Source organism: Desulfatitalea tepidiphila (genome assembly GCF_001293685.1).
Classification (GTDB): Bacteria; Desulfobacterota; Desulfobacteria; order Desulfobacterales; family Desulfosarcinaceae; genus Desulfatitalea; species Desulfatitalea tepidiphila.
Genome location: NZ_BCAG01000006.1, coordinates 676,919 through 700,406 on the forward strand (window position 1 = coordinate 676,919; position 23,488 = coordinate 700,406).

Here is a 23,488-nt window from a genome sequence, read left to right on the forward strand (position 1 = left end):
AGATAACGACGGGAAGCGCCTATGAATAAAATCAGACCGCAGCACGACTGGGGGCTTCGCCGGCTCATCCGGCAAGGCCGGGAGCTGTTCCGCATACGGGAAAACACCCAATATTACTCGGTCGAAGATTATCGGGAAGCCGAAAAAAAATTCATCAAAGTCTGCATCCTGGAAGGCCGCTGCGGCAGTTTCTCAAGTTGAAAACGACCTGCGGCCGTCATCCAGACGGACGCATACCTTCACTTCAAACTTAACACTTAAAACTATCTCAATAAATTCATATTGGGGCGCCTGAGCAGGCGAGGGTCGGATTCGAAAAAGGCGATCAACGCCCGGCGGGCAGCCTCCATGTCGACGGCGTTGCGAATCGCGTTGTACAGTGTATTGCCGAATGCAAAATTGGCAGCCAGATAGGCGCCATAGCGTTTGAAGCGCCGCAAGGCGCGCCGGGCGTCGAAATGGTGTTCGAGGAGCGTGATCAATCGCAGGGCCGCATCGATCGGAGTGTGATTCAGCGGCGGCTCGGCACCGGTCCACTGGGCAAAGACCCAGGGCCGGGAGATGGCCAGGCGGCCCAGGGCCACGCCGTCGCACCCCGTGGTCTGCAACATCCGCAGGCAGTCGTCGGCGTCAAATACATCACCGTTACCGAACACCGGAATGCGGACGGCCTGTTTGACCCGGCCGATGTAGTCCCACTTGGCCGGGCGGTTTCGAACGTCGGGGGCCACGCGCGGGTGAAAGGTGAGGGCGTCGGCGCCGGCATCCTCCAGCCGTCGGGCGAGGTCCACCGGGATGCGCGGATCGTCCTGCCAGCCGGTGCGAAACTTCACCCATAGGGGACACGTCACCTCCCGCCGGATCTGTGCCACCAGAGCGGCCGCGCCACGCGGATCCTTGAGCAGGGCCGCCCCCTGGTTGTACTTGCAGATTTCGCTCACCGCGCAACCCAGGTTGACGTCCACGCCGAAAAGCCCCTCGGCATCGATCCTACGCGCCGCAGCGGCCATGCGCGCTGGATCGGAACCCAGGATCTGGACCACCAGCCGATCGGCCTCTTCGTCCCGCCAACGAAAATAGGACGAGATGTGCCGATTCTCCTGGGGAATGCGGGCCGCGCTGCACATCTCGGAAAAAAAGAGGCCGCAACCGCCCATCTCGTCCAAAAGTTGCCGGAAGGCCACATGCCCGAGACAGGTCATGGGGGCCAGCACCAACCGGCTGGGAAGGGTGCGCCCGCCCACGACGAGGGGCCGGCCGAGCCTATCTGAAAGAAGAGGATTCATTGGGAGCGACCATCGGCATCATCCACGAACCGCTGGGTGTTGCAATAGAGGTAAAGACCTTCGGGTCGGCGGGCACCGGCCAATGACATCCCCAAACGCGCACCCAATGCCACGGCCAGGGTGGTGGGGCGCGACATGGCGAGCAAAATGGGGATGCGCGCCCGAACGGCTTTTTGGACCAGTTCATAACTGATGCGGGAAGATAGCACCGCAACTTTAGCCAGGTCCAGGCGCCGGTCGAGGAAAAGCCGGCCGATGGCTTTATCCAGAGCATTGTGGCGGCCGACGTCCTCCATGGCCACGAGAGGCCGCAACTGCGCATCGAACAGGGCCACCGCATGGCTGGCCCGCGTGCGGCGCCGCAACGGTTGGAATTCATCGAGACGACGAATGCACCCCTCGGCTGCCGGCAAAGATATGGTGGTGCTGTCGTCCAGGGGGCGCAACTGCTGAAACAGCTCGGCAATAAGGGTCTTGCCGCACAACCCGCAGCCGGTCTGGCTGATATAGCCGCGCCGATCCAGATGACCGGCCATTTGGGTGCTGCGTCGAGGTGTCAGGGTGACGGTCACCACGTTGGTGTCGTCCGTATCGCAAGAGGCCAGGTTGACGATGTCGTCCGGGTCGTCCACCAGGCCTTCGGTCAGGCAGAACCCGGCCGCCTGGGCCAGTTCGTCGCCCGGCGTACGCATGACCACGGCATAAGGATTGCCCTGGACGCGAATCGAAAGGGGCTCCTCTTCGATGAATTCGGTTTCGAGCGGCCGCCGCTCGCCGTTGTGCCATTGGATCATGGTTGATCGCGTGTCGTTCACGATGGGTCGCTTTCCTTGTTTGGGATTGCCAATCGCCTGGCGCCTAAGTTATATTCGCACCCGCGCAGATAGTATATAAGGATGTCCTGGCGAGTGTAAAATCCGATACCCGAATATCGGATTTCGGCCCGAATGCCAACGCGGAAAATCGAAAAGTCCCAACACATTTTTCTTGACAAAAAAATTCAATAGCTTAATATTCCGCATTTTTCAGGACAGGCATTTGATTTCAGGGAGGTTGACACATGTACGCAGTCGTTGCCACTGGCGGCAAACAATATAGAGTCGAGACCGGGGAGATCCTGCGTGTCGAGAAGTTAACCGGAGATGTCGGCGCCGAGGTCGCTTTCGATCATGTACTGATGCTCGGTGACGGTGAAGCGGTTCGTATCGGCCAACCGGTGGTGGAAGGCGCCTCGGTCAAAGGCCACATCGTCGAACAGGGCAAAAGCAAGAAAGTGCTCGTTTTCAAGTACAAACGACGAAAACGCTATCGTCGCAAACAAGGGCATCGCCAACTCTATACGGCCGTCAAAATCGATAGCATCGATGCCTAGCCGCATCCGATTCGTTTGATTTGTAAGGAGAATTTACCATGGCACATAAAAAAGCGGGCGGAAGCTCGAAAAACGGGCGCGACAGTCAGGGCCAGCGCCGAGGCACCAAGCGCTACGGCGGAGAAACGGTCAAAGCCGGCAACATCATCGTACGCCAGCTGGGCACGAGAATCCATCCCGGCAACAACGTCGGCATGGGTCGGGATTATACACTTTTTGCCAAGATCGACGGCATCGTCACCTTTGAACGCAAGGGCCGCACCGGCAAAAAGGTCAGTGTTTATGCCGCGTGAAATTCATCGACGAAACCACCATCATCGTTCAATCCGGCGACGGTGGACGCGGATGCGTCAGCTTCCGGCGTGAACGCTTCGTTCCCAAGGGAGGACCGGACGGCGGTGATGGTGGTAAAGGCGGTGATGTCCTCCTGAAAGCCGCTCCCAACAAACGCACCCTCTATCATCTTCAATTCAAAAAAGAGTATAAAGCCCCGTCCGGCGGACATGGGCAAGGCAGCCAGCGCAGCGGCCGGGGCGGCGAAGATTTGATCATCCCGGTGCCGGTAGGCACCGCTATCTTCGATGCCGAAACCGGCGACCTGCTATACGACCTGGTCGATCCCGACCGGACCGTCGTAGTGGCCCGGGGCGGACGCGGCGGCCAGGGCAATGCCAAATTCAAATCGGCCACCCACCGTACACCGCGTTTTGCCCAACCGGGGGAGGCCGGCCAGCGTCTGACCTTGAAGCTGGAGCTCAAATCCATAGCCGATGTGGGCATCATCGGGCTGCCCAATGCCGGCAAATCCACGTTAATCAGTGCCATCTCTTCGGCACGGCCCAAAATCGCCGATTACCCGTTTACCACCTTGACCCCCAATCTGGGGGTGGTCGCATCCCACCAGGGCGAACCTTTCGTTGTGGCCGATATTCCGGGATTGATCGAAGGGGCGCACGAAGGCGCCGGCCTGGGTATCCGATTCCTGCGCCATGTGGAACGCACCAGCATGCTGGTGCACATGATCGACGCCAGCACCTTGACCCCAGACGACCCGCTGAAATCGTATCGCATGGTCAACCACGAACTGGCCATGTACAGCGACGCCCTTGCGAGAAAGCCCCAGTTGGTGGTACTGAATAAAATCGATCTGGCCGGAACCGACCAGCTGGCCGATCCTTTCTGCCAAGCCCTGCCGGGCTCCAAGATTCTCAGGATCAGCGCGGCGACCCACAAGGGACTTGACGCATTGAAACAACACATTCGCCGGCAGTTAGACGCTCTGGATGAAACCCAATGAACGGCAGCAGGACCGCGCCCAGCGCGTCGGTCTTTTCGGCGGGACCTTCAATCCCATCCATCGCGGACACCTTCAAGTCGCTCTGGATGTCCGGCGGCAGCTCGACCTGGACGTCGTCTATTTCATCCCCAGTGCCTTGCCGCCCCACAAAAGCACCGGCAAGCTGGCGAAAGCCGAGCATCGGCTGGAGATGGTCCGCTTAGCCCTCAATCGACAGCCCGGACTCGACGTCTGTTCTCTGGAACTCGAACGCACGGGGCCTTCGTTCAGCATCGATACGGTGCGCCTGATCAAAAGCAAATTGTCCCGAACGCAACTGCTTGTATTCCTTCTGGGCCTGGACGCCTTTATGGAAATTCATACATGGAAAGCGTATGATCGTCTCTTCGAGGAAACGGCGATGGTTGTCATGTCCCGACCAGGATCCGGGCTCTGGTCGCCAACCACCCGCCAGGAGGTCTTGGCCTATGTTCAAACACACATCTCCCGGGCCTACGCACCCGAATCGGATGGGACCGTCTTGACGCATCATCAAAAGCAGCGCATCTATCTGGTATCGGTTACGCCTGTGGACATATCGTCCTCTCAAATTCGCGCCCGCATCCAGGCGGGGGCATCAATCGATGAGTGGGTTGCGGCTCCGGTCGCACGCTACATTCACCAAAAGGGTCTATATTCATGAAAGATAAGCGCGAGGCCGACCTGGATCTCTTCGTTCAGTCCGTACTGGGTAAACAGGCGCAAGGCGTGGTCGTACTGGACGTGCGACAATTGACGTCCATCGCCGACACCTTCATCATCTGCAGCGGACGCTCCAACCGGCAGGTCAGCGCCATTGCCGATCATATTCAGCGCTTTTTGAGAAAAAAATCCATCAAGCCCTTGAGTGTCGAAGGCAAAACCGAAGGGTTGTGGGTCTTGATGGATTACGGCCACGTGATCATTCACGTCTTTTATGAAACCACCCGTGCCTTCTATGACCTCGAAGGCTTGTGGAGCGATGCCAAACGCATCACCACCAAGAGCATGGCCGAGCAGCGGGAGGCCGATGCAAAGGGGTTCGAAGGCGAAGAGGTCTTTATCGAATAGGGAGACAATCATGCAACGACCCAAACCCGTCATGCTGGTCATCCTGGACGGCTGGGGCATCGATGCGCCGGGTGCCGGAAACGCCGTCACCCTGGCCAACACCCCCAACCTGGACAAACTCCTGGCCGAATATCCCCACACTAAATTGACAACCTGCGGTCGATCGGTGGGACTGCCCGATGGCATCATGGGCAACTCCGAGGTGGGCCATTTGAATATCGGTGCCGGCCGGGTGGTCTATCAGGACCTGCTGCGCATCGACAACGCCATCGCGGACGGTTCCTTTTTCAAAAACGACGCGATCAACCGATGCATGCAGCGTGTCATCGAAAAAGACAGCCGCCTGCATTTGATCGGCCTGATATCGAACGGCGGCGTACACAGCCAGTTGACCCACCTCCTGGCTCTGCTGGATCTCGCCAAGCAAAAGGGTCTGGCCAAGGTCTATGTGCATGCCATTCTAGATGGCCGTGATACCTCCCCGGATGCGGGCATCGGCTATGTTGAACAGGTCCAACGACACATCGAAACCATCGGCAACGGGGCCATTGCTTCCATCTGCGGCCGATATTACGCCATGGATCGTGATACCCGTTGGGAACGTACCGAAAAGGCCTATCGTCTCCTCACCCTGGGCGAAGGGCTGCACCAACGCGATCCCCTGGAAGCCATACGCCAAGCATATGCCCGCGGTGAAACCGATGAATTTGTCAAACCCATCGTGATCGTCGGCCCGGACGGTCAGCCGCTCTCTTCCGTGCGCGATGAGGATGCCATTCTCTTTTTCAATTTCAGAGCCGATCGCACCCGCCAGCTCACGCGGGCCTTCACCGACGACGGGTTCAAGGGATTCGAGCGAGCAATCCGTCCCCGACTGAGCGACTATGTCTGCATGACCCTGTATGACGAAAGCTTTGATCTGCCGATAGCCTTTCCCCCCGAGCATCTCGAAGGCATCCTCGGGGCGGTGGTCAGCAAGGCCGGCCTGCGCCAGCTGCGTATTGCCGAAACCGAAAAATACGCCCATGTCACCTATTTTTTCAATGGGGGTGAAGAGAAGCCGTTTGAGAATGAAGATCGCTGCCTGATCCCCTCGCCCAGGGACGTACCAACCTACGATCACAAACCGGAGATGAGTGCCGAAGCGGTCACCGCCGAGGTGCTCGACCGCATCGCCTCCGATCGATACGATTTGATCGTGCTCAACTTCGCCAACATGGACATGGTCGGTCACACCGGCAACATCCCGGCGGCGATCAGGGCCTGTGAAACGGTGGATCGATGTGTGGGACGCATTGTGGCGGCGGTCCAATCCAAAGGGGGGGCCATCCTGATCACCGCCGACCACGGCAATGCGGAAACCATGCTCAACAGAGAAGGCAAGATGCACACGGCTCACACCACCAACTTCGTACACATCATCTATATGAACGATCGGCACAAGCAGGCACCACTCCGGGAAGGGGTTTTGGGTGACATCGCCCCTACCATTCTGAAGCTGCTCAATATCCCGCAGCCAGCCCAAATGACGGGCAAGCCGTTGATTACCGATACACCTTGATGGAAAGGCATTTGAGTATCATGGACAGGACGGAAGAGACCCTCATGGAAGAAACCCTGATCGATCATATCACCGGCCGTGAAATTCCCGATTCGGGTGCGGAGGCCAATCGTCAGGCGGTGGAACGCCTTCTCTTGGAATCAAAGGGGTATGCCAGGGAAGATATCGAAGTCGATGCACCCATCGTTCTTAATATGGGTAAAGAAGCGTACCGCTCGTTCGTCGATTTGGTGGTCCACATCGACGGATGGCGATACATGGTCATCAAATGCGCACCCGGTTCGCTGGCTTCACGTGAACGGGAAGTGATCGCAGCGGCCAGGCTGTTGTGTGATTACCAGATTCCGCTGGCCGTGGCATCGGATGGTCGGACGTCCATCGTCTGGGATACGGTCAGCGGAAGAAAAATCGGCGAGGGTCCGGGGGCCATTCCATCAAAGCAGCAGGTAAGAGAGTCATTCGATCCAAACCGCTTACTGCCTTTGGCCGAGATCCGCCGTGCGAGACAGCAACTGATCTTTCGATCATACGACATCATGAACGTCAACAAGCGGTTGCCCACATCCGGCCGGTAGGGCACGCGCACATTCACGATAAGCTTACCAACGCGTGCCCATACCGTATTACAGTCCGGCGACTTCTCTGCCGCAGTTTTTACATATCTTGGCGCGCTTTTTGATAATCTCCGCGCAAAACGGGCATTCACGGGTAAAAAAGCGTTCATGTATATGCATCACGGCGGCGTCGATGGCCTCCTGGAGTTTCTGATTGGCCGCCTTCATGAAACGCAACGGCTCGATGGCGTCCAATTCACCGATATCCCCGATCATCTCCGCGGCTTTGATACGGACACGTATCGGCTCACAGGCGTCGCTCAGCAATCGGATGATGGTCAAATTGTCTTTGTTCACATAACAATCCGCAAGGATGGAGAACCCTTTTTTGGTCTGCTCTTTGAGCATCTCCTCCTGGGCGAGGACCTCATCATCGATAATCTGCCCCTGTCCCCCCATGGAACTGAAGACCGGCATGCACTCGAACTGCTCTGTTCCGGGATAGTTGAAACAGCGCATGGAGGCATGCTGGGCGTAGTTCTCTTCCATATCCTTCCATCCCTGGCTGTAAAGGGGACACTCATCGTTAAAACAGAGAAACAGGTAGGGGACCCCCCATCCCAGCCCATCCGAAAAGGTGATCGGCGGCACCTCCCACAGCTTCATCTCTTCATTGCAGTAGGGACAACGAGGTTTGGGCATCGCCATCACCCGTTCCATGTATTCCTGCCTTGTTTCTATGGCCATACGTCTCTCCAATGTGCTTTATGTTGGATCGTTTTGCCGGTCCCGCACACGATGGATCCGGCAGATCCATTCTCAAATTAGCCCGGTACCAGCATACCCCTCAGGCCTGCAAACATTAAGGGGTAATTTAAGTCTTGATGCAGCCGTGTCAAATCCGCACCCTCGCCCTGTGCGCCTACCGGATACGAGCCCTTCCATCTTGAGGCGCACCATGGTCAATGTTATAGACAAGGACAATAAGAGGACCCATGACACTTGATCTGATCCTTGTCTATTTGCCGAACCCACGAAGGAACCGATCTCCATTATGAATCGGCACACGGATAAAAGCTGCCTCACGGCCGCATTGCGATTGCTGAGCCGTCGCGACCACAGCTGCTTCGAGCTTTCACAGAAACTCAAGCAGCGGGGGTTTTCAGGCGATATGATCTCTCCGGTGATCGCCACGTGCATCGAGATGAAATACCTCGATGATAGGCGCTTTTGTGAAGGCTACGCGGACCGGTTGCGTCGCAAAGGTTATGGTGTGTTGCGCATCGTACAGAAGTTGAAGGCAGCGCGGATCGATGCGACTTATATCCAGAGGACCATCGAACGCCAATGCCCGGAGGAATCTCAAATCGAAGATTGCCGAAAGGCTTTTCAAAAGAAGCGGATCTCACAGACGGAACCCGGCCATCCAGAGATCTTTTGCGAGCGCGACAGATCTCGCATCTTTCGTTTTCTCCAGCAACGTGGTTTTTCCAGTGAAGTGATCCTCAAAGTCATAAACGACGCGGGAGGTTTCGATCTCGATGGGATCTGAATATCGGTTGCTGAAAATTTACTTGCGATATCTTCGGAAAACCGGTTGGTCCCATCGCCATTGCGGTCATCAAATGTTCAAAGGCCGGTTTGCTTCATGAACTCTTTAAGAATAGGATCCCAACACAACGAAAAAAGGCAGCCCGTCCCGATAGAGGGCTGCCTTTCGTAAAGATTTCTTGGGGCGCAACACCTGAGGTGTAAAACTAGATCGACTCTTTGAGCTTTTTGCCGGGTTTGAACTTAACAACATTGGAGGCCTTGATCTTGATTACTTCTCCTGTCTGCGGATTTCTACCCTTTCGGGCTTTGCGGCGCGCCTTCTGAAAAGTGCCGAATCCCACCAAGGTGACCTTGCCGTCTTTTTTCTTCAGTGCTTTGGTCACACTGTCCACAAAAGATTCCAGCGCGGTCTGGGCCGCTGCTTTTGTGACGCCGGCATCCTTGGCCATTTTCTCAACGATTTCCGCTTTAGTCATCTGAATTCCTCCTTTTAAAGAATGAAATAACCCGCCAACGCTACTATTATAAGGCATGTACAGCCTGATACCGCCTTTGTCAACACCTAAGTGCCGATCATTAGTGGATTTTTTCATCTACCCCCCTTGGCAATCAAAGCGGGGCAAGGATCTCCTAAAATTGATCCGGCACAACGCCATATACCCACGGCACGTCACGCTCTCAAAAGGGCGGTCAAAACGGTGCCAGATGCATCCAACCCCGGCCGGCTACAGCCGCAGTATTAGGGGCTTTACACGCATAAGACGATCATCAATCAGCGACGGATCGATCCAGAGCGCGATACTGGATCGCCTCTGCAATATGCTCGCAGGCAATTTCTTCCCGCCCTGCCAGGTCGGCAATGGTGCGGCCGATTTTTAGAATCCGGTTCAAGGCCCGCGCCGACAACCCCATCTTGTCAATGGCCCTCTCCAGTAGCGCGGAGCTGTCTGGGTCGATGGCGCACCACTTTTTCAGGTGGCGATTCTGCATTTGAGCATTGCAGAAGATCCGTGAGCGTCTGAATCTGTGCTGCTGAATCGTGCGTGCCGCCACGACGCGTTTGCGGATGTCTTCGGAAGGTTCCGCGCCCGTTTCTCCCATCAGGTCCTTATATGAGACGGCCGGGACCTCAATATGAATGTCGATGCGATCAAGCAACGGGCCGGACAGTTTGGAGCGATACCGATGTATCTGCTGGGAGGTGCACCGGCAGGTGTGTTGCGGATCCGAATAATACCCGCAAGGGCAGGGATTCAGAGCCGCCACAAGCATGACCCGAGCGGGATATGTAATCGTCGAACTGGCGCGGGACAAGGTCACCTCCCCATCTTCGAGCGGTTGCCGCAGTACTTCGAGCACATGCTTTTTGTATTCAGGCAACTCATCCAGGAAAAGAACCCCGTGATGTGCCAGGCTGACTTCTCCTGGCCTGGGGATCACCCCCCCGCCAATCAGACCGGCATCGGAAATGGTGTGGTGCGGCGATCGAAAGCAACGCCGGCTGATCAAGGCCTGGTCACGTCCGAGCAAGCCGGCCACACTGTATATTTTGGTGGTCTCGATGGCTTCCTCAAAGGTCGGGGGCGGCAGTATGGAAGGAATTCTCCGGGCCAACATGGTCTTGCCTGCTCCGGGCGGACCGACCATCAGGATGTTGTGCCCGCCAGCCGCTGCGATTTCCAGGGCACGTTTGGCGTGTTCCTGCCCTCTCACCTCTCCAAAATCCTCGCTGGGCGTGCTGTCGCTGACCATCCAGGCCATAGGATCGGGGGGCTCGATTTCAATTGTCCCTTGCCCCTTTAAGAATTCTATGACCTGGGATAGGTGCCTCGCGGGATAGACATCGATACCTTTTACAACAGCTGCTTCCTTGCGGTTTTCAAATGGCACCACGATACCCTTGAAGTCTTTTTGCCTGGCTGTCAATGCCATGGATAGAGATCCAAAAACAGCTTTGATGCGGCCATCCAGACTCAGCTCTCCAAGCACAAGGAATGCATTTGTCGCGTCCTGGGAAATGACGCCGGTGGCTGTCAAAATGCCGACGGCGATTGGCAGATCAAAACCGGTTCCCTCCTTTTTTCGGTGGGCCGGAGCCAGATTGACGGTGATGCGATCATCTGGAAAGCCGTAACCCGAATTCTTAATGGCGGCCTTTACCCTTTCCTTGCTCTCTTTCACGGCGGTTTCCGGCAGTCCCACGGTGATAAACGAAGGCAGCCCATTGGATATGTCGATTTCCACTTCCACCGGGTATGCATCCACACCATGTATGGCACTGCTCATCACTTTTGCCAGCACAGCATCTCCTTGTTGAAATGGCGGCTCATATCTGCTGACGAGCGCAAATCGCAGATGTTACAAGAACCCGGCGTCTTGCCCGCAGCTGGACATGCCGCCATTATTTTGTTGTATAAATGACCCATCTTGGGATAATAAGTGTGTCGTTTTGAGCACATTGCCGCCGGGGGATGGGCCGCAAGCCCTTCCCCGCAAGCAAAAGAACCCCTTGAAATAAGGAAAAAATTCAAGGCTTGGCGCATATATGATAAGTAGGCACTAACCTTGCTTGAATCACCCCGATCGCAAAAGCGACCGGATGCGGAAACAGCTGGAAATGATACCGCTATGCCTATGGACCGCCGACGGGAATTGACAATCGCGCAAGCAGCGGCCAAAAAATGCTGAAACGAAAAAGCGATTCGGCTGGGCCGAGCCCCATAGATGGGGAAAAAGCGTAAAACCCATAAGCCGCTTTGAGATACCGGCGTACATACCAGTATCCGCACAAGGCGGCAAGGAAATAGACCATCATGGATCCTCGATATTTGCAAACCACCATTGCCAAAGAGGTGCACTGCTCGGGCATCGGTGTACATTCGGGCAAGCAGGTCAACCTGCATGTCCGACCGGCGCCCGTCAACCACGGCATCAAGTTCGCCCGACTGGATCTGCCCAACTGCCCCAGCCGTCCCGGCGCGCTTTAACAAAGTGGTGGACACCAGCCTGGCGACCGTGATCGGCATGGATGGCTTTATCGTCTCCACCATCGAGCATATGATGGCCGCCCTGGCCGGGTTGAGCATCGACAATGCGCTCGTACTGGTGGACAACTACGAGCTGCCCATCATGGACGGCAGTGCGGGACCGTTTGCACGCATGCTTCAATCCGCCGGGCGCCAGGTTCAATCCGCCCCGCGTATTTTTTTAGGGTCCAGGAGCCCATCGAGTTGGAAGAAAAAGGGAAATTCGTGGGCGCCTACCCGGCGCCCCATTTTCGCTTGACGTGCACCATTGCATTCGATCACCCGCTCATACAAACTCAAACCTATGATGCGATCATCCAAGACGGCTGTTTTGCAGAAGAAATTGCCGATGCGCGAACTTTCGGCTTTCGGCATGAAGTAGAATACATGAAAAAATACGGCCTGGGCCAGGGCGGCTCCCTCGACACCGCCATTGTCGTCGACCATGACAAGATCCTGAACCCCGGCGGGCTGCGCTATCCGGATGAATTCGTACGCCACAAGCTCCTGGATTGTATCGGCGACTTTTCACTGCTGGGCCTGCCCATCATGGCGCACATCGTCACCCAAAGATCCGGGCATGCTTTCAACCATGCCTTCCTCGAACGATTCTTCCAGCAAAAAGGGGCTTGGCAAACACGCACCTTCGATACTGCCCCGACCTGCATCGCAAAACCTGTTAAACAGCTTGCCAATTAGCTGGGGTTCCTCTATGATGCCGATTCGGCACAGCGCCAACGATGCCCCTAACAGGTAAACGAATAAACACAATGAAAACAAAAGCCTGCGCTTTACTGATATGGTTTTTGAGCGGTATGATATGCATGCTGCCGCCCATGAGCCATGCCCAGGATGCCAGCCTGACCAACATCATCGTGACCAACACCCGTGATGATTTGCTGTTCTATCTGACGGTCAGAAACGCTTTTCCACCGGAAATCGAGGAGACGATCCACAGCGGCGTGCCGGCCACCTTCAGCTTTCTGATCAATCTGCAACTCGTGCGTGAGTTTTGGGTGGACAAAGAACTCAACGAAATCACCGTAACACACACCATCAAATATGACAGCCTCAAGAAAGAGTACATGGTCACTCGATCATGGGACGGTGATCGACCGCACGTGGTGAAATCTTTTGATGAGGCCAAAAAATTGATGTCAGAAATCGACAGCCTTTCCATCGTTTCTCTGAGCGAACTTGAAAAGGGCCGGCAGTACCAGATTCGGGCCAAGGCTAAGCTGAGCAAGCTGACCCTTCCGTTTTATTTACATTATATTTTGTTTTTTATGTCCCTGTGGGATTTTGAAACCGATTGGTATACGATCGACTTTATTTATTAATCCATCTCGAGACCCATCCAATCGCACCCATTGGCCGCCATGAACCGTTCCGAGCAAATATTGAAAACCAAGCTCCCGGACGAAGAAAAACGGCGCCGTAAACGCGAACTCATCCTGATCTTCGCGATTATACCCATTGTTGGACTGCTGGCGTTTATTCTCAATCGCAACATTTACTTTCGAACCGATTTTCCGGTATCCAACCAGATTTTGATGTTCATCCTGATCAACATCAACCTGCTGTTGTTGTTGCTCCTCATATTTCTCGTGTTCCGAAATCTGGTCAAACTGCTTTATGATCGCAAACGCAAAGTCATGGGTGCAAAATTGCGTACCCGCCTGGTCATGGCCTTTATGACCCTGACATTGCTGCCGTCCACGGTGTTGTTTCTTTTTTCAATCACCTTCATCACCAGCAGTATCGAGTTTTGGTTTAATGTGCCGGTTGAACAGGCCCTGGCAAACTCACTGCGCGTCGGGCACATGATATATGAGCGGGCCGAGCAGGAGAGCCGATTTCTGCTTGAACGTGTCGCCTATCAAATCGAAAAGAAGAACCTGTTCGCGGCCGACAAACAGGAAGCGTTGGCCAACTACATCCAGATCGTGCAGCGCGAGTTTAACTTGGACGCCATCGAGTCATACGACATGAAAGCCGAACGGTTGGCCTATGCGGTGGCCCCTGCGATAGAGCAAGAACCCTTCGGGCATATCGGGGCCAGCGATCTGCTTAAGCCCGCCTCAAACGACGGCGTTCAAACCATTTCAACCCAAATCACGCAAGGGGAATTGCTGCGAACGATCGGCACCGTTCCCTTCGGCGCGTCGGCCGAAAAAATCTCAGGTTTCGTGGTGATCTCCGTCTATGTCTCGAGCGACATTTCCGAGAGCATGGCATCCATTCAGCGCGGATTTGAAGAATATCAGCAGATCAGCCTCTTGAAACGCCCGATCCAGACCTTCTACTACATCACGCTGTCCGTGGTGGCGCTGCTCGTCGTGTTTTGCGCGGTGTGGCTGGGATTTTATATGGCCAAAACCATCACCATCCCCATTTTGCGCCTTGCCGACGGCACCCGCCGGGTGGCCGAAGGGGACTTGAGTTTTACTCTCGAAGTTCAAGCCGATGATGAAATCGGCAGTCTGGTGACGGCCTTCAATAAGATGACCCGCGATCTGCGTACCGGACGGGAGCAGCTCGAGCTTTCCGCTCAAATGCTTCGCGAGCAAAATATCGAGATCGAAGCCCGTCGACGCTACATGGAAATCGTGCTGAAGAATGTTTCCGCCGGTGTCATCACTCTGGACGCCAAGGGAGCGATCATCACCTTCAACACCTCGGCCGAACGCATGCTCGACTTGAAAGCCGGCGAAATACTCAATAAAAATTTCAAGACGCTCCTCAAAGGGCCGCATCTCAAACTGGCCGAAGAAATTATGGAGAACCTGCCCCAAAGCCAGAAAGAGACCATGGAGATTCCACTCCGCGTAGCCATCGGCGGACGCCCGAGGAGTTTTTTGGTCTACATCAATGCACTGAAGGATGAAAGCAACCAGCACGTCGGCATCGTCATGGTGATCGACGATCTCACCGAATTGGAAAAGGCGCAACGGATGGCCGCTTGGCGGGAGGTGGCCAGGCGAATTGCCCACGAAGTTAAAAACCCGCTCACACCGATCAGCCTGTCGGCGCAGCGGCTGAAACGAAAATACTCCGAACGGATTAATGAACCGGTGTTCGATGAGTGCACCCAGATGATCATCAACCACGTGGAGCTGATCCGCAATCTGGTCAATGAATTTTCAGCCTTCGCCCGTTTTCCGACCGCTGACCCCAAACCGTGTGACTTGGCCCCCCTCATCGAAGAGACGGTCGCGCTTTACAGGGAGGGACATACCAACATCGATTTTCAAATCGAGATACAAGATACCTTGCCGCCGATGAATCTCGACCGGCAGCAAATCAAACAGGCCATGATCAATCTGGTCGACAATGCCGTTTCGGCCATTCGCATCAAGGGGGTCGTGCGCATCATGGTGACCCACGACCCCATACTCAACATGGTGCGTATGGAGGTTACCGATGACGGCATGGGTATATCGGACGATGATAAAATCCGGCTCTTCGAACCCAATTTTTCGACCAAAAAGACCGGTATGGGATTAGGCCTGACCATCGTTAACAGTATCATCACCGACCATGGCGGCAGAATCAGCGTTCAGGATAATTTCCCCAAGGGAGCCAAATTCGTCGTTGAAATGCCTGTCTGATGGTAAAAAACAGCTCGGATGCAAAAAGCGTAAAAGGAAAGTGTATCATGTACCCAACCATACTCGTTGTTGATGACGAGCCCTCCATCCTCCAGTCTCTGCAGGGGATCTTGGCGGACGAGGGTTTTGAGGTAACCACCGCTTCCAACGGATACGAAGCGCTGCAGCAGATCGAAGCGGACGCGCCGGACTTGGTGTTGCTCGACATATGGATGCCCGGCATCGACGGCCTCGAGACGCTTAAAGAGATCAAAAAGAATCATCCCTATATTCAAGCGATCATGATCACTGGGCATGGCACCATCGAGACGGCGGTTCAGGCCACCAAGCTGGGTGCCTTTGATTTCATCGAAAAACCGCTGTCCATCGAAAAAGTGATCGTGGCCATCAACAACGCCCTGAACTTCCGGCGCCTGGAAGAAGAAAATCGATACCTGCGCAAAAAGACCATCGACAAGCATGCCATCACCGGAAACAGCGGTCCGATTCAAGCGCTGAAGGCCGCCATCGCCAGGGTCGCGCCCAGCGACAGCTGGGTCCTCATCAAGGGTGAGAACGGGACGGGGAAGGAGCTCGTGGCCAGAAACATTCATCATATGAGCCAGCGCGCCACCCAACCCCTCATCGCGGTCAACTGCGCCGCCATACCCGAAGAGCTGATCGAGAGCGAATTGTTCGGGCATGAAAAGGGAGCCTTCACAGGCGCTAACAGCAAGAAAATCGGAAAATTTCAACTTGCGGACAAAGGCACGCTCTTTCTGGACGAAATCGCCGACATGAGCCTGAAAACCCAGGCCAAAATTTTGCGCGTGCTTCAGGAAAAGCAGTTTCAACGTGTAGGCGGCAGCAGGACGCTGAATGTGGACGTACGCGTCATCGCCGCCACCAACAAAAACCTGGAAGAGGAAATCCGGCATGGCACTTTTCGCGAAGATCTCTACTATCGGCTCAATGTCGTGCCCATCGAGGTGCCGTGCCTTCGGGATCGGGCCGAGGACATCTCCACTTTGGTCGATGTCTTTCTGGCCGAGGCGGCGCAACAAAGCCGGGAGCCTAAAAAAAGCATGTCAGTGGAAGCGGTAGACCTGTTGAAGCAATACAGTTGGCCGGGTAATGTGAGGGAGTTGAAAAACCTCATCGAACGCCTGGTGATCATGAGTACGGATCAACACATTGGCGTGAAGGATCTGCCCAAGCCCTACAATCCCGGGACCGTGTCTCCGGGTTCCGAAAAAATCGAATCCCTCTTCAACATCCAGGAGTTAAAAGCGGCCAAGCAGCAATTCGAACAACATTTCATCCAGCGCAAACTGGTGGAAAACGAAAACAACATCACCCATACGGCCAAATCCATCGGCGTGGAACGCAGCTATTTGCATCGCAGAATCAAAAAGCTGTCCGAAGAAAACGACTAACTGCATGCGCATCATCGGCGGCACATTGCGAGGACGAAAACTGGTATCTTTGAGCGGCAGATCCATCCGCCCCACCTCCGACCGTGTCCGGGAAGCGCTGTTCAATATCCTGGGGTCCAATCCCGTGGGCGCCACCGTACTGGATCTGTTTGCCGGTACCGGCGCCCTGGGGATCGAAGCCTTGAGTCGCGGCGCGAGGCAGGCCGTCTTCATCGACAAGGCATCCGCAACGATTCAAGTCTTGCGCAAAAATATCGCCCTTTGCGGTTTTGAAACCCGCAGCCGGATCATTCAATGGGACATTGTGAAGAACCTGTCTTGCCTGCGCCCCTATCGCCAGGCCTTTGATCTGGTCTTTTTGGATCCGCCATATCATCAAAACATGGTCCAGCCGGCACTCTTGCATCTGATGCGTGAAAAGACGCTGGCCGCTGATGCCCGAATCGTTGTCGAGCAGGCTGCCAAAGGGGACGACCTGCCCGTTGTTCCGGAATTGACGTGCGACGATCAGCGACGCTATGGCGAGACCCTGCTCACCTTTTGGACGGTTGCCGCTGAGATTATTGCATCTTGAAACTTTCCATGCTAGAAGGTGCCCATCCACAGCCGACATCTGCGGTGATCTATCGCCCTGGTTATTGTATCCGACATGATGGAAGGATAATATGAAAAAAATCGCGATCTACCCCGGCTCGTTCGACCCCGTGACCTTCGGCCATATGGATATCGTTCAAAGAGGAAGAAAAATCTTTGACCACATCATCGTCGCCATCCTTAACAATCCCCAAAAAAAAGCCCTTTTTTCGATTGACGAACGGTTGGAAATGCTGCGGGAATGCATGAAAGATATCCCTGGCCTGTCGTTTGACAGTTTTGACGGTCTGCTGGTCGATTATGCGAAAACCCACGGTGCCTGTGCAATACTAAGAGGCATGCGCGCAGTATCCGACTTTGAAAAAGAGTTTCAGCTCGCCTTGATGAACCGCAAACTCAACCGGGAAATCGAAACCGTTTTTTTAATGACCGGCATGCGATGGTTCTTTACCAGTTCCTCGATCATCAAAGAGGCCGCCATTTTCGGCGGAGACATCACCGACATGGTTCCACCGCTGGTCAACGAGCGTGTCAAAGCGAAATACACCAAGACCCGATAGCCGACGTTTGCAACCCAATGGATCTATGGCAGCTTAAGATATTCTGCAAAGTACTCGAGCTGAAAAGCTTCTCCAAAGCCGGAGAAGCGGTTCACCTGTCGCAGCCGACGGTCAGCAGCCACATCAAGGACCTGGAGACCCATTTCGGCACCCAGCTCATCGATCGGTTGGCCCGCAATGCTTCTCCGACCAAAGCCGGCGAACTGCTCTACGATTATGCGCAACGGCTGATCGCCCTTCAACAGGAAACCGAAACCGCCCTGGCCGAATTTTTAGGAAAAATTAAAGGGCGACTGACCATCGGGGGCAGTACCATACCCGGCGGCTATCTCCTGCCCCAGCTGATCGGCGAGTTTTCCCGCACCTACCCTGACGTCCACATCGCCCTTGTCGTGGGCGATACATCGGAGATTCTGGACAAAATCAGCTCCGGAAACATCGAACTTGGCGTGGTCGGCGCCCGTTGTGACGACAGCCAGCTGGAGCAAACACCGCTGATGGAAGATGTATTGTGCGTGGTGGTGCCCAGCGACCACAAATGGGCCGGTCGTACCAGCGTGATCATGGCCGAACTGATCCAAGAGCCGTTTATCATCCGCGAAAGCGGATCCGGGACCCTGCGAGCTATCGAACAGCATCTCCAAAAAGCCAGCCACCATTTGGATGGATTCCATGTCGTGGCGGAAATGGGCAGCACCGAGGCCGTCCGCCAAAGTATCAAGAGCCATATCGGCATCTCGATTCTTTCGGCCATTGCCGTTGCGGCCGATGTGACCGCCGGCACGTTGAAAACCCTCACGGTTGAAGGACTCGACTTCAAACGCCATTTCTACCTCACCCGTCACAAGCACCGCACCCCATCTCCCCTGTGCAGCGCCTTCATGGCGTTTATCGAAAATCTCCACACTCAACCGTGAAACGGCGATTGGTTTCCTCGTTCATTCGATTGATCATTCGGGCCAAGGCACATCTGTTTACTTAAGGCCGGAAAATGGTTATGATTTCAATATAAAAAGAACTGTAATGAATTTTATTCTGCCGCGCACAGGTGGGCGTAAGTAAAATCCGGCTTTTTAAACGTCGAAGAAACACACAAGAACGAGCAGGTACACATGATGAAGATTACCTTTTCACCCAATGCCAGACTCGTTTTGGAAAAGCGCTATCTGGACAAAGACCCTTCGGGAAAAATCATCGAAACACCGGAAGAAATGATGCGGCGTGTTGCCCGCCATGTGGCCGAGGGAGACCGGGCCTTCGAATCTTCCGAGGTGGTAACCCAGTCCGAAGCGTCCTTTTTCGACCTGCTTTCCAAATTATGGTTCGTGCCCAACTCGCCCACCTTGATGAATGCCGGCCGCCGATTGGGACAATTGGCAGCCTGTTTCGTATTGCCGGTGGGCGACAGCATCGAGAGTATTTTCGATGCGGTGAAACACACGGCCATCATCCACAAATCGGGTGGTGGAACGGGATTTTCCTTTTCACATATCCGGCCGGCCAACGATACCGTGTCGAGCACCGCAGGGGTTTCCAGCGGACCGCTATCGTTTATCAACATTTTCGATACCGCCACCGAAGCGGTGAAACAAGGTGGTACGCGACGCGGTGCCAACATGGGGGTCCTGCGCGTGGATCATCCGGATATCGAATCTTTTATCGCCGCTAAGGACCATCCCGGTCAACTGACCAATTTCAACTTGTCGGTGGCCATCACCCAAACCTTTCTGGATGCGCTGGCCAGCGGTCAGGAGTACCAACTGCTCAGTCCGCGCACCGGCAAAACCGTGCGCAGCGTTTCGGCCCAGAAAATATTCGATCGCATCGTGCAATCGGCGTGGGGCAGCGGTGAACCCGGGGTCATCTTCATCGACCGCATCAACCAGGACAATGTCACCCCCCACCTCGGTGCCATCGACGCGACCAATCCGTGTGGCGAGCAGCCTTTGCTGCCCTATGAATCGTGCACCCTGGGCGCCATCAATCTTTCCAAAATGGTGTCATCCAAAGGGGTGATGTTCAACCGGCTGAAACGGAGCGTGCAGTTGGCCGTGCACTTTTTGGACAATGTGGTCGAAGTCAACCAATACCCCCTGCCTGAAATCGAAAAGGCCACCCAGTTGACGCGGAAAATCGGACTCGGCGTCATGGGATTCGCCGACCTGCTGATCAAACTCTCCATTCCCTATGATTCAGATGAAGCCGTGGACCAGGCCGAAACCATCATGGCCTTTATCCATCGGGAGGCACGCCGTGCCTCCGAAGATCTGGGGCGACGCCGGGGCAATTTTCCGGCCTTCAAAGGAAGTGTTTTAGAGGGACGCTATGCTTCCATGAGAAATGCGACGGTAACCACCATCGCACCCACTGGGACCATCAGCCTGATCGCTGCCGCTTCGAGCGGCATCGAACCGCTGTTTGCCGTGGCCCATTCGCGCCATGTGCTCGATGACCAAGTCTTGTCGGAGATGCATCCCATGTTCGTTCAGATCGCAAAAAAAGAGGGGTTTTTCTCCGAAGCCCTGGTTCAATCGGTAGCGGCCAGCGGTTCCGTGCAGGGCAATCCGTCCGTGCCCGAAAAGGTCCAGCGCATCTTTCGTACGGCCTACGATATCGCCCCCCAATCGCATGTCAATATTCAGGCCGCCTTTCAAAAGCACACCGACAATGCGGTTTCCAAAACTGTCAATTTCCCGGCCCATGCCACACCGGAAGAGGTGGCCCAGGTCTTTCTCAATGCCGCCAAAATGGGTTGTAAAGGCATCACCATCTATCGCGACGGCAGCCGCCAGCATCAGGTACTCAGCGCCGGTCACTCCCGCGCGGAAAACGATCGCATCGCCCCGCGTCCCAGACCCCAACGCACCTTCGGACTCACCGAGAGAATCAGCACGGGTTGTGGCAAACTGTATGTGACGATTAATTCCGATGACTTGGGGATGTGTGAAGTGTTTGCCCAGATGGGCAAAACCGGGGGATGCGCATCTTCTCAGATCGAAGCGGCCGGTCGGCTGATTTCCCTGGCGTTGCGTTCGGGAGTCAAGCCGGAGGCCATTATCAAACAGCTCAGCGGGATCCGGTGCCCCTCACCCATCTGGCAAAACGGGAAAATGGTACTCTCCTGCCCCGATGCCATGGCGCAGGTGCTCCAACACGTGACCGCCAGTGAACCGGCAGAATCTCACCAGCCGGCCGGTATGTGCCCGGATTGCGGTTCACCTCTGGTTCATGGCGAGGGGTGCCTGAACTGCCCGGTTTGCGGCTATTCCAAGTGCGCCTGATGGTCCGTGTCCGCCCACTTTCCGCATGGACATGGGTTTAAAAGGATCGGCGAACCTACCGCGATTTCTTCTTGCCGCTTTTCAAGCGTCCCATCACCGCCCCGATCACGGCCTCCACGGCGGCATCCACATTCATGTTGCCGGTGTTGAGGATCATGTCGTAGTGCACGGGATCCACGATGTCCGCATTGAAAGATTGGCGAATGAAGGCGCGGCGTCTGTTCTCACGGATCAACACACGCTGTTTGGCGACATCGGTGGGAACCCGAAACCGTTTGGACACATTTTCGATACGAATCTCGAGAGGCGCCACGACCCGCACCGCAAAACGATCTTTGGGCGGAATGATGAAGTTGGCGCCCCGGCCCACAATCACGGCGTGCCCGTGCTTTCCAATGGTGCCGACCACTTTCATCAAATGCTCCAAATAGATGCTGGGATGAATGTATTGTTCCTTGATCACCGAGGCGATGAAATCCTGGACGCCCGACAGGCGCTCTTTTTCAAGGGAATCCACCACAGTGGTGCTGATGCGGGCGCTTTCGGCGATCCTGTGCACCATATCGCGATGAAAAAAGTCAAATCCCAGCCGATTGGCAATTTGTTCACCGATGAGACAGCCACCGGCGCCCGGCTCCATGCACACCGTGATGACCGGGATCTTCGCGGTCTTTTTCTTCTCGTCCGCCGTATAGAGTTTCTGCCACTTCTTGATCTGCTGATTGACGAACTGCTCAACGGATTGTTCGTCCTGTTGTTCCACCGTTGCCATAATCGAACCTCTTTGCTGTTTAATCTTTTTCTTAAGCCCAAATCGGTTAGCAGGCCAAAAAACAAAATAAAACCAAAAGGGTTCATTTAGCCGGAGTCGGTGGACAAGTCAATCCATTATATCGGGTGAACAGATCGGATTTTCACAGGGCCGGACGGGGGTCGCTCAACGCTGGGCAGCCTCCATCCATCTTTGGACCCATCGATCGTGATCCTGAAGGGTGACCCGCCGAGGCAGCTTTTCGAGGGCGATTTGGGCGGCCATGTCGATAAGCTCGCCGCGAATGCGAGCGCTGGTGTCTCTGAACATGGCTTCGATTTTATGCTGGGTGCTTTCTATTAAAACCTCGCTCTCGTTTCTGGCGTCGGCGATCAGCTCGTCTTTTCGTCGCTGACCCTCTGCGATGATTCTGTCCTTGACCAGCTCCAGGCGCTCCTGGCCCATCGTTAACTCTTTTCGGGTCTCCTCGATCTGAATTTCCATGCCGCGCTTTTTTTCTTCCAGATCATCGATCGCCCGCCGGACCTCGGCTCGTTTATCCTTGAGAAAACTGATAATCGGTCTGCGCGCATACTTGATGAAAAAGCCGGCCAGGATTGCGAAATTGACATACCGCATGATCAGATCGTAGGTGTGCCGTGTAAACTCAAAGGAATCGGATGCCCAGGCGTTGCCGGCGACGGCGCACCACCCAATGACGATTGTCGACACGATGCCGATGTAATGCATGTTGCGCCCCATTATCGCAGCTCTCCGTTGGGTTCCAGCAAACGGGCGATCATCATTTCCGCAACCGACATCGCCTCATCTTGCGTCGCGGCCATGGCTGTCTTCAACTTGGCCGCCGTCTCCTGCTGGGCTTTTGATTTCATGGCGTTGATCTCGTCTCTGGTGCGGGCGATCAATTCGGCGGCGGTCTTCTGTCCGGACGCCTCGATATCATCCTTGATTTTCAGCGCGCTATCCCGCACCTGGTCTTCCTGGCGCTGGATCTGTTTTAACAGCTGTTTGTATTCATCTCCCGCTTCCGTGATCTCTTCGTTCAATTGATCCAGGAAAAAGTTTCTCTCCTGGATGACTCGATCGAGCGGACGGATCATGATCCGGTGGATGATGAACAGAAAAAGCAAAAACGACAACAGCTGAAAGACCAGTGTCGCGTTGATCGTGATCAAAGCGGTGGTTTCAATGACTTCCATAAGCAGGGACCCGTATGAGGTTGGTTAGACGACAAACAGGAGCAACAGCGCGATGACCAGCGAGTAAATGCCCGTCGACTCGGAAACCGCCTGGCCCACCAACATCGTACGCGTCAACAAGCCGGCCTCCTTGGGGTTTTTGCCTATGGCTTCACACGCTTTGGCCGCCGCCATCCCTTCGCCCACGCCGGGCCCGATGGCGCCCAGCCCCATGGACAAACCCGCGCCCAAAAACGCCGCCGCTTTGACAATATCCACGCCTTCGATTGCCATTGAGATCCTCCCACGTTGTTACGTTGATCCTTGCGGATGTTTAT

General features: G+C 55.1%; 26 protein-coding genes and 1 pseudogene. 18 read left to right on the forward strand and 9 right to left on the reverse strand.

Going from position 1 to position 23,488, the window contains the following annotated elements; genetic code table 11:
• Window positions 1–21: 21 nt before the first annotated feature.
• Window positions 22–201, forward strand: coding sequence for a hypothetical protein (locus DFT_RS22955; protein ID WP_054033707.1), 180 nt, complete (start codon window positions 22–24; stop codon window positions 199–201).
• A gap of 62 nt (window positions 202–263) precedes the next feature.
• On the opposite strand, the gene DFT_RS22960 is transcribed toward DFT_RS22955, so the two are convergent.
• The gene (locus DFT_RS22960) at window positions 264–1,286 is read right to left on the reverse strand and encodes a tRNA dihydrouridine synthase (protein ID WP_054033709.1); all 1,023 of its coding nucleotides are present in this window, start codon (window positions 1,284–1,286) and stop codon (window positions 264–266) included.
• Window positions 1,283–2,101: a formate dehydrogenase accessory sulfurtransferase FdhD gene (gene fdhD / locus DFT_RS22965; RefSeq protein WP_235506310.1), complete on the reverse strand. Its 819-nt coding sequence runs from the start codon at window positions 2,099–2,101 to the stop codon at window positions 1,283–1,285. The genes DFT_RS22960 and fdhD overlap by 4 nt, the downstream gene beginning before the upstream one ends.
• 245 nt (window positions 2,102–2,346) lie before the next feature.
• On the opposite strand from fdhD, the gene rplU reads away from it, so the two are divergent.
• The 7 genes from rplU to DFT_RS23000 are packed head-to-tail and all read left to right on the forward strand — an operon-like array spanning window position 2,347 to window position 7,180.
• Entirely contained in the window at window positions 2,347–2,658 is a 312-nt protein-coding gene (rplU, locus tag DFT_RS22970; RefSeq protein ID WP_054033713.1) for a 50S ribosomal protein L21, read from the forward strand.
• 38 nt (window positions 2,659–2,696) lie between these two features.
• Window positions 2,697–2,951, forward strand: coding sequence for a 50S ribosomal protein L27 (rpmA, locus tag DFT_RS22975; RefSeq protein ID WP_054033715.1), 255 nt, complete (start codon window positions 2,697–2,699; stop codon window positions 2,949–2,951).
• Entirely contained in the window at window positions 2,948–3,955 is a 1,008-nt protein-coding gene (gene obgE, locus DFT_RS22980) for a GTPase ObgE (RefSeq protein ID WP_054033717.1), read from the forward strand. Before rpmA ends, obgE begins: the two co-directional genes overlap by 4 nt.
• A complete protein-coding gene (gene nadD / locus DFT_RS22985) occupies window positions 3,942–4,637 on the forward strand; it encodes a nicotinate-nucleotide adenylyltransferase (RefSeq protein WP_054033719.1) in 696 nt (231 codons plus the stop codon). Before obgE ends, nadD begins: the two co-directional genes overlap by 14 nt.
• On the forward strand, window positions 4,634–5,044 hold the full coding sequence (gene rsfS, locus DFT_RS22990; protein WP_076750838.1) for a ribosome silencing factor: 411 nt from the start codon (window positions 4,634–4,636) through the stop codon (window positions 5,042–5,044). The genes nadD and rsfS overlap by 4 nt, the downstream gene beginning before the upstream one ends.
• A 10-nt stretch (window positions 5,045–5,054) precedes the next feature.
• A complete protein-coding gene (gpmI, locus tag DFT_RS22995) occupies window positions 5,055–6,605 on the forward strand; it encodes a 2,3-bisphosphoglycerate-independent phosphoglycerate mutase (protein ID WP_054033721.1) in 1,551 nt (516 codons plus the stop codon).
• 20 nt (window positions 6,606–6,625) lie between these two features.
• A complete protein-coding gene (locus tag DFT_RS23000) occupies window positions 6,626–7,180 on the forward strand; it encodes a type I restriction enzyme HsdR N-terminal domain-containing protein (protein WP_161807236.1) in 555 nt (184 codons plus the stop codon).
• 48 nt (window positions 7,181–7,228) lie between these two features.
• Here DFT_RS23000 and DFT_RS23005 read toward each other — a convergent pair whose 3' ends face one another.
• A complete protein-coding gene (locus DFT_RS23005; RefSeq protein WP_054033725.1) occupies window positions 7,229–7,906 on the reverse strand; it encodes a hypothetical protein in 678 nt (225 codons plus the stop codon).
• A 307-nt stretch (window positions 7,907–8,213) separates the two neighbouring features.
• Between DFT_RS23005 and DFT_RS23010 the strand changes: the two genes are divergently transcribed.
• A complete protein-coding gene (locus tag DFT_RS23010) occupies window positions 8,214–8,711 on the forward strand; it encodes a regulatory protein RecX (RefSeq protein ID WP_054033727.1) in 498 nt (165 codons plus the stop codon).
• Between the two features lie 205 nt (window positions 8,712–8,916).
• Here DFT_RS23010 and DFT_RS23015 read toward each other — a convergent pair whose 3' ends face one another.
• Both DFT_RS23015 and DFT_RS23020 read right to left on the reverse strand, forming a co-directional pair.
• Entirely contained in the window at window positions 8,917–9,306 is a 390-nt protein-coding gene (locus DFT_RS23015) for an HU family DNA-binding protein (RefSeq protein WP_439950920.1), read from the reverse strand.
• Between the two features lie 175 nt (window positions 9,307–9,481).
• Window positions 9,482–11,014 carry a YifB family Mg chelatase-like AAA ATPase gene (locus tag DFT_RS23020; RefSeq protein WP_054033732.1) on the reverse strand — a complete coding sequence of 511 codons (1,533 nt, stop codon included), beginning with the start codon at window positions 11,012–11,014 and terminating at the stop codon, window positions 9,482–9,484.
• 512 nt (window positions 11,015–11,526) lie between these two features.
• On the opposite strand from DFT_RS23020, the gene DFT_RS27415 reads away from it, so the two are divergent.
• The 9 genes and pseudogenes from DFT_RS27415 (at window position 11,527) to DFT_RS23065 (ending at window position 21,200) form a co-directional block, all read left to right on the forward strand.
• Window positions 11,527–11,700 (forward strand): UDP-3-O-acyl-N-acetylglucosamine deacetylase, encoded by a 174-nt coding sequence (locus DFT_RS27415; protein ID WP_369688343.1) that lies wholly within the window; start codon window positions 11,527–11,529, stop codon window positions 11,698–11,700.
• A 37-nt stretch (window positions 11,701–11,737) separates the two neighbouring features.
• Window positions 11,738–12,438: pseudogene (gene lpxC, locus DFT_RS23030) on the forward strand (UDP-3-O-acyl-N-acetylglucosamine deacetylase).
• 71 nt (window positions 12,439–12,509) lie between these two features.
• Entirely contained in the window at window positions 12,510–13,079 is a 570-nt protein-coding gene (locus DFT_RS23035) for a DUF4390 domain-containing protein (RefSeq protein ID WP_076750839.1), read from the forward strand.
• Between the two features lie 60 nt (window positions 13,080–13,139).
• Complete coding sequence (locus DFT_RS23040; RefSeq protein ID WP_369688344.1) at window positions 13,140–15,350, forward strand: sensor histidine kinase; 2,211 nt, start codon at window positions 13,140–13,142, stop codon at window positions 15,348–15,350.
• Window positions 15,351–15,397: 47 nt separating this feature from the next.
• Window positions 15,398–16,765 (forward strand): sigma-54-dependent transcriptional regulator, encoded by a 1,368-nt coding sequence (locus tag DFT_RS23045; RefSeq protein ID WP_054033741.1) that lies wholly within the window; start codon window positions 15,398–15,400, stop codon window positions 16,763–16,765.
• A gap of 4 nt (window positions 16,766–16,769) precedes the next feature.
• Window positions 16,770–17,339 (forward strand): 16S rRNA (guanine(966)-N(2))-methyltransferase RsmD, encoded by a 570-nt coding sequence (gene rsmD, locus DFT_RS23050; protein WP_054033743.1) that lies wholly within the window; start codon window positions 16,770–16,772, stop codon window positions 17,337–17,339.
• Between the two features lie 91 nt (window positions 17,340–17,430).
• Window positions 17,431–17,919 (forward strand): pantetheine-phosphate adenylyltransferase, encoded by a 489-nt coding sequence (gene coaD / locus DFT_RS23055; RefSeq protein ID WP_054033745.1) that lies wholly within the window; start codon window positions 17,431–17,433, stop codon window positions 17,917–17,919.
• A gap of 17 nt (window positions 17,920–17,936) precedes the next feature.
• Window positions 17,937–18,836, forward strand: coding sequence for a selenium metabolism-associated LysR family transcriptional regulator (locus DFT_RS23060; RefSeq protein ID WP_054033747.1), 900 nt, complete (start codon window positions 17,937–17,939; stop codon window positions 18,834–18,836).
• Between the two features lie 195 nt (window positions 18,837–19,031).
• Window positions 19,032–21,200: a vitamin B12-dependent ribonucleotide reductase gene (locus DFT_RS23065; RefSeq protein ID WP_235506312.1), complete on the forward strand. Its 2,169-nt coding sequence runs from the start codon at window positions 19,032–19,034 to the stop codon at window positions 21,198–21,200.
• A gap of 55 nt (window positions 21,201–21,255) precedes the next feature.
• Here the strand turns inward: DFT_RS23065 and DFT_RS23070 are convergent, their stop codons facing one another.
• From DFT_RS23070 to atpE, 4 genes are all read right to left on the reverse strand, one after another.
• The gene (locus DFT_RS23070) at window positions 21,256–21,972 is read right to left on the reverse strand and encodes a cytidylate kinase-like family protein (RefSeq protein WP_054033749.1); all 717 of its coding nucleotides are present in this window, start codon (window positions 21,970–21,972) and stop codon (window positions 21,256–21,258) included.
• A 165-nt stretch (window positions 21,973–22,137) separates the two neighbouring features.
• The gene (locus DFT_RS23075; protein ID WP_054033751.1) at window positions 22,138–22,713 is read right to left on the reverse strand and encodes a F0F1 ATP synthase subunit B; all 576 of its coding nucleotides are present in this window, start codon (window positions 22,711–22,713) and stop codon (window positions 22,138–22,140) included.
• Window positions 22,713–23,171 (reverse strand): F0F1 ATP synthase subunit B family protein, encoded by a 459-nt coding sequence (locus DFT_RS23080; RefSeq protein ID WP_054033752.1) that lies wholly within the window; start codon window positions 23,169–23,171, stop codon window positions 22,713–22,715. The genes DFT_RS23075 and DFT_RS23080 overlap by 1 nt, the downstream gene beginning before the upstream one ends.
• A 24-nt stretch (window positions 23,172–23,195) precedes the next feature.
• Entirely contained in the window at window positions 23,196–23,444 is a 249-nt protein-coding gene (gene atpE / locus DFT_RS23085) for an ATP synthase F0 subunit C (RefSeq protein WP_054033754.1), read from the reverse strand.
• Window positions 23,445–23,488 lie beyond the last annotated feature (44 nt).

Bases quoted from the DNA above. Each gene is read 5' to 3' on its own strand.
- DFT_RS23000 (WP_161807236.1), top strand. From the start codon at position 6,626: ATGGACAGGACGGAAGAGACCCTCATGGAAGAAACCCTGATCGATCAT.
- DFT_RS23015 (WP_439950920.1), bottom strand. From the start codon at position 9,306: ATGAAAAAATCCACTAATGATCGGCACTTAGGTGTTGACAAAGGCGGT.
- DFT_RS23010 (WP_054033727.1), top strand. From the start codon at position 8,214: ATGAATCGGCACACGGATAAAAGCTGCCTCACGGCCGCATTGCGATTG.
- DFT_RS23070 (WP_054033749.1), bottom strand. From the start codon at position 21,972: ATGGCAACGGTGGAACAACAGGACGAACAATCCGTTGAGCAGTTCGTC.
- DFT_RS23060 (WP_054033747.1), top strand. From the start codon at position 17,937: ATGGATCTATGGCAGCTTAAGATATTCTGCAAAGTACTCGAGCTGAAA.
- DFT_RS23045 (WP_054033741.1), top strand. From the start codon at position 15,398: ATGTACCCAACCATACTCGTTGTTGATGACGAGCCCTCCATCCTCCAG.
- DFT_RS23080 (WP_054033752.1), bottom strand. From the start codon at position 23,171: ATGGAAGTCATTGAAACCACCGCTTTGATCACGATCAACGCGACACTG.
- DFT_RS23005 (WP_054033725.1), bottom strand. From the start codon at position 7,906: ATGGCCATAGAAACAAGGCAGGAATACATGGAACGGGTGATGGCGATG.
- rpmA (WP_054033715.1), top strand. From the start codon at position 2,697: ATGGCACATAAAAAAGCGGGCGGAAGCTCGAAAAACGGGCGCGACAGT.
- rsmD (WP_054033743.1), top strand. From the start codon at position 16,770: ATGCGCATCATCGGCGGCACATTGCGAGGACGAAAACTGGTATCTTTG.
- nadD (WP_054033719.1), top strand. From the start codon at position 3,942: ATGAAACCCAATGAACGGCAGCAGGACCGCGCCCAGCGCGTCGGTCTT.
- rsfS (WP_076750838.1), top strand. From the start codon at position 4,634: ATGAAAGATAAGCGCGAGGCCGACCTGGATCTCTTCGTTCAGTCCGTA.
- rplU (WP_054033713.1), top strand. From the start codon at position 2,347: ATGTACGCAGTCGTTGCCACTGGCGGCAAACAATATAGAGTCGAGACC.
- DFT_RS27415 (WP_369688343.1), top strand. From the start codon at position 11,527: ATGGATCCTCGATATTTGCAAACCACCATTGCCAAAGAGGTGCACTGC.
- DFT_RS23075 (WP_054033751.1), bottom strand. From the start codon at position 22,713: ATGGGGCGCAACATGCATTACATCGGCATCGTGTCGACAATCGTCATT.
- gpmI (WP_054033721.1), top strand. From the start codon at position 5,055: ATGCAACGACCCAAACCCGTCATGCTGGTCATCCTGGACGGCTGGGGC.
- DFT_RS23065 (WP_235506312.1), top strand. From the start codon at position 19,032: ATGATGAAGATTACCTTTTCACCCAATGCCAGACTCGTTTTGGAAAAG.
- DFT_RS22960 (WP_054033709.1), bottom strand. From the start codon at position 1,286: ATGAATCCTCTTCTTTCAGATAGGCTCGGCCGGCCCCTCGTCGTGGGC.
- coaD (WP_054033745.1), top strand. From the start codon at position 17,431: ATGAAAAAAATCGCGATCTACCCCGGCTCGTTCGACCCCGTGACCTTC.
- DFT_RS23035 (WP_076750839.1), top strand. From the start codon at position 12,510: ATGAAAACAAAAGCCTGCGCTTTACTGATATGGTTTTTGAGCGGTATG.
- atpE (WP_054033754.1), bottom strand. From the start codon at position 23,444: ATGGCAATCGAAGGCGTGGATATTGTCAAAGCGGCGGCGTTTTTGGGC.
- DFT_RS22955 (WP_054033707.1), top strand. From the start codon at position 22: ATGAATAAAATCAGACCGCAGCACGACTGGGGGCTTCGCCGGCTCATC.